Source organism: Mycobacterium sp. (assembly GCF_049683355.1).
Lineage (GTDB): Bacteria > Actinomycetota > Actinomycetes > Mycobacteriales > Mycobacteriaceae > Mycobacterium.
The window spans coordinates 1-4,274 of the sequence record NZ_JBAUJB010000060.1 but is presented as its reverse complement, the minus strand read 5'-3'; the positions used below and the strand labels follow the sequence as shown (position 1 = coordinate 4,274).

The following is a 4,274-nucleotide window of genomic DNA, read 5'->3' as shown; positions in this document are numbered from 1 at the left end:
GCCCCACCTTCCACGGAGTCTCCAGTCCCAGCAGATGGCGGTACAGCTCGGTGTCGCGCATACCCCATATCCTGCCGCTGACGGCCGTCACGCCCACATCGGGCCCACGAAAAACCCGGAAGCGCCGGGAAGGAATGAGAATGGATCCCGACTCTCTCGCGTTGCTCGAAGGCGGACTCCGCAAGACCATGCTGTCGACCTCCGGCGCCGAGCTGGACAAGGCGCTCGCCGAACTGGGCTGGGCCGAGATGCTGGCGGACATGCACGAGTCCGCGGTACCGCTGGTGTTCCGGCTGCTGGGTGAGACCGGTTCGCACGCATCAGTTCTCAATGATGTGGTGCTCCTGACCGCCGGCCGCGAGGAAGGGGGAACCCCGGCACTGCCCTACGCCGGCGGCAGTTGGATGGTGTGGGACTACGCCCAGGCGGGTCAGAGCTCCGCGCTCGGCGGGCTCCCGCTGCGTCGGGTGGAGGAGGGTGGGCACCTGCGACTGCCCGACGCCCGTCGCGCTGTGGGCTGGTGGCTGCTGGGCTCAGCACGGGCGATGCTGACCCTGGCCCGCCAACAAGCACTCGGCCGTGTCCAATTCGGCAGACCGATCGCCGGTTTCCAGGCCGTGCGGCACCGACTGGCCGAGACGCTGGTGGCCATCGAGGGCGCTGAAGCGACGCTGAGCCTGCCCGGCGAGGACAATCCCGACCTGACCGCGCTGCTGGCCAAGGCCGCCGCCGGCAAGGCCGCACTGATCGCGGCCGAACACTGCCAGCAGGTGCTCGGGGGCATCGGCTTCACCGCGGAGCACGATCTGCACCACCACATCGAAAGGGCCCTGGTGCTCGACGGATTGCTGGGCAGTTCAAGGGAACTCACCAGGCGGGCCGGAGCGGGCCTGCGGGCCCGCGGTTCGGCGCCGCGCCTTGCGGCCCTCTGAGACTTTCCTTCGCCGCTATTTGTTGATGTTGGCCTTCATCTCGTCGAGGTTCACCAGCACCGGCCACCCACCGACGCTCAGCGCGTTACCGTGCCCGGTCTGGTGGACGTCGAACACCGACTGGATCGCCGCGTAGAACCCCTGGACATCCAGCGTCTGGTTGACCGCACGTTTGGCCTGGCGGAGTGCGAACGGCGGCATCGTGGCGATGTGTTCGGCCATCGCCCTGGTCTCGCTGTCGAGCTCATCGCGGGGGACCACCTTGTTGACCATCCCGGTGCGGTGGACTTCCTCGGCGGTCATCGCCCTGCCGGTGAACAACATCTCCTTCGCCTTGCGAGGCCCGAGTTCCCAGGTATGGCCGTGGTATTCGACGCCACCGATTCCCATCAGTACGACAGGATCGGAGAACTGCGCATCATCGGCGGCGATGATGAGATCGCAGGGCCAGCACAGCAGCAGGCCCCCGGAGATGCACCGGCCCTGCACGGCAGCAATGGAGGGCTTGGGGACGTTGCGCCAGCGGAGCGTGTACTCGAGGTAGCGCTTGGCCTCGTGCTGGATGATGAACTCCAGGGTGATCTTGTCCGGCACCGGACCGCCTCCCCGCAGGTCGTGGCCTGCCGAGAAATGCTTCCCGTTGGCGCGCAGCACGATCACCGCCACATCGTTGTCCTCGGCCGCCCGCGTCCATGCCGCGTCGAGTTCGTCGAGCAACTCCGGGTTTTGGGCGTTGGCAGCCTCGGGCCGGTTGAGGGAGATGGTTGCGATCTTGTCGGTCACGTCGTAGTCGATGTACACGGCGGATCCTCAGGTCTCGGAGCGTGCCCTCGAGGGGCGACGCTGACAGTCGATTGTCGAGCGGTGGAAGAAGAGAGCAAACGCGCCTCGGACTCGACGCTGTACTTGGCCCTTCTGTTATCACCGAAATGAGAATACTATTCTCGCGACGAGGAAGTTACAATCTCTGACACGTGGGCCGAGAGGGGGTGCAGGACCGCAATGGCAAGACGTTCTCCGGTACAGTCAGTGCATGTTCTCCCCAGTCGGGCTGCGACAGAGCCGCCGGTGACCAGCCCCAGCGAGGAACCCGCCTGGAAGCAGCGGGCGGTCGAACGGTCGATCAAGACCGCCAAGCTGCGCGCCGCCCAGCGCGTGCAGCGATTCCTCGACGCCGCGCAGGCCATCATCATCGAGAAGGGCAGTACCGACTTCACCGTACAAGAGGTTGTCGACCGCTCCCGCCAGTCGTTGCGAAGCTTCTACCTGCAATTCGACGGTAAACACGAACTGCTGCTCGCGCTGTTCGAAGATGCGCTGAGCCGCTCGGCCGACCAGATCCGCGCAGCAACCGACGGCCAGGAAGACCCGCTCGAGCGCCTGAAAGTGGCGATCCAGCTGCTGTTCGAGACGTCCCGCCCCGACCCCACGGCCAAGCGACCGTTGTTCACCGACTTCGCCCCGCGCCTACTGGTGTCGCATCCCTCCGAGGTCAAGGTGGGCCACGCCCCGTTGATCGCGCTGCTCACCGAGCTGATGGAGGCGGCCAGCGCCGCCGGCGAACTACGCGCGGGGATCAAGCCGAAGCGCATGGCAGCGATGACCATGCAGACGGTGATGTTCGTCGCCCAGTCCAGCGGCGACGTCGGCGACGGCACCGAAAATCCCATCTCCGCAGACGAGGTCTGGGACTTCTGCGCCCACGGCTTCACCGCCGAATAGCGCAGAGTCACCCTCTCCGATACTCAGAAGCGTATTTCCGGCAATGGACGGCCGGCCCACCGCGGCGTGGCGATTTCCTGGATGAGAGGGCTGTTCTTCTTTTCGGAGAGGACTGCATGCTCGAAACGATTCCCCCATTGACACTCGCCTGTCCGCGATGCCAGAGTTGTGAGACAAATGGCATCCCGTTGTCTTACGAAGACTTGTCCAGCGATGAGGGACACAGTGACGATCAGCGCTGACAGCTCCGACGTGGATGACGTCGCGACTACCGACGAGCTGTACTACGACACCTACGGCGTCGACCTCAACGTGAACCCCTATCCGGTGTTCCCCCGCATGCGTGAAAAAGCGCCGCTGTACTACAACGCCAAGCACGACTTCTACGCGTTGAGCCGGTTCGACGACGTCAATCGGGCACTGATCGATCATGAGACCTTCATCTCCGGACGTGGAGCCATCCTCGAAATCATCAAGTCCGGCATGGAGATCCCCCCGGGCACACTGATCTTCGAGGATCCGCCGATCCACAACATCCACCGCAATCTGCTCTCGAGGATGTTCAGCCCGCGGAAGGTCCTGGCTCTGGAACCGCAGATCCGGGAGTTCACCGCTCGCTGTCTGGACCCACTCGTCGGCACCGGGCGCTTCGACTTCGTCAACGATCTCGGCGAGCAGATGCCGATGCGGGTCATCGGGATGCTGCTGGGGATCCCTGAAGAACATCAGCGCCGGGTTACCGACCACGGTGAGGCCACCTTGCAGAGTCAGCAGGTCGACCTGTTGGCACCCCTCTCTGCCAACCTTGGGTGAGGCACCCGCCCCCTGACAATCAGTGACCCGTGAGGTTGCCCCCGGATGGTGGACACGGGGTCAGGCGGCTTGTGCCGTCTGATTGTGGCGGTCTTCGAACTCAACTGGGCTGATCATGCCGATCTTCGAGTGCCGTCGGCGGTTGTAGACCCGTTCGATCCAGTCGCCGACCGCGAGTCTAGCAGCTGCCTTGGTCGGCCAGGTGTAGCGGTCGTAGAACTCCGATTTCAGTGTGCTCCAGAAAGATTCGGCCTGAGCGTTATCCCAACACCCCGGTCCGGCCGACCGATTGGGCGATGTCGTGGCCGCGGGCGAACCGGGCGAGCTGCCCGCAGGTGTACTGGGTGCCGCGATCGGCGTGGAAGATCACCTGCCCTGGTAAGTGCCCGCGCATCGTCACCGCCATCGATAGCGCGGACTCCACCAGATCGGTGCGCAGGTGATCCTCCACCGCCCAGCCCAGAACTCGCCGCGAGCACCCGTCGCGGACCGCGCACAGATACAGCCAGCCCTCATCGGTGGCCAGGTAGGTGATGTCCGACGTCCAGACTTTGTCGAGCTCACCGCGGTCGAATCGGCGATCCACCAGGTCCTTGGGTCGGTGCGCGTCCAGGTCGATGACGGTGGTGACCGGGGTGAAGCCGCGCGGGCTGATCCCGGCGATCTGCTGGCGGCGCATCGAGGCCGCCACCGTCTTGCGTGAGATCACTTCTCCGTCGTCGCGCAGATCGGCCAGGATCCGCGGTGAGCCGTACACCTGATCGGAGGCGTCGTGGAACCCCTTGACCTTGGCGTCGATGGCCTCAC

The 4,274-nt window shown here is 64.9% G+C and carries 3 protein-coding genes and 2 pseudogenes; 3 read left to right on the top strand and 2 right to left on the bottom strand.

Annotation, left to right across the window (positions count from 1 at the left end; translation table 11 throughout):
- Window positions 1–140 precede the first annotated feature (140 nt).
- A complete protein-coding gene (locus tag WA944_RS03790; protein ID WP_526368536.1) occupies window positions 141–932 on the top strand; it encodes an acyl-CoA dehydrogenase family protein in 792 nt (263 codons plus the stop codon).
- Between the two features lie 15 nt (window positions 933–947).
- Here WA944_RS03790 and WA944_RS03785 read toward each other — a convergent pair whose 3' ends face one another.
- Window positions 948–1,733 carry an enoyl-CoA hydratase/isomerase family protein gene (locus WA944_RS03785; RefSeq protein WP_526368534.1) on the bottom strand — a complete coding sequence of 262 codons (786 nt, stop codon included), beginning with the start codon at window positions 1,731–1,733 and terminating at the stop codon, window positions 948–950.
- A gap of 201 nt (window positions 1,734–1,934) precedes the next feature.
- On the opposite strand from WA944_RS03785, the gene WA944_RS03780 reads away from it, so the two are divergent.
- A complete protein-coding gene (locus WA944_RS03780) occupies window positions 1,935–2,654 on the top strand; it encodes a TetR/AcrR family transcriptional regulator (RefSeq protein ID WP_526368532.1) in 720 nt (239 codons plus the stop codon).
- Window positions 2,655–2,867: 213 nt separating this feature from the next.
- Window positions 2,868–3,443, top strand: a pseudogene (locus WA944_RS03775) (cytochrome P450 family protein); the annotation flags it as partial.
- Window positions 3,444–3,527: 84 nt separating this feature from the next.
- Here the strand turns inward: WA944_RS03775 and WA944_RS03770 are convergent.
- Window positions 3,528–4,274 (bottom strand): annotated as a pseudogene (locus WA944_RS03770) (IS3 family transposase); the annotation flags it as partial.

Excerpts from the sequence above, each read along its gene's own strand:
- WA944_RS03790 (WP_526368536.1), top strand. The coding sequence starts at position 141 with ATGGATCCCGACTCTCTCGCGTTGCTCGAAGGCGGACTCCGCAAGACC.
- WA944_RS03780 (WP_526368532.1), top strand. The coding sequence starts at position 1,935 with ATGGCAAGACGTTCTCCGGTACAGTCAGTGCATGTTCTCCCCAGTCGG.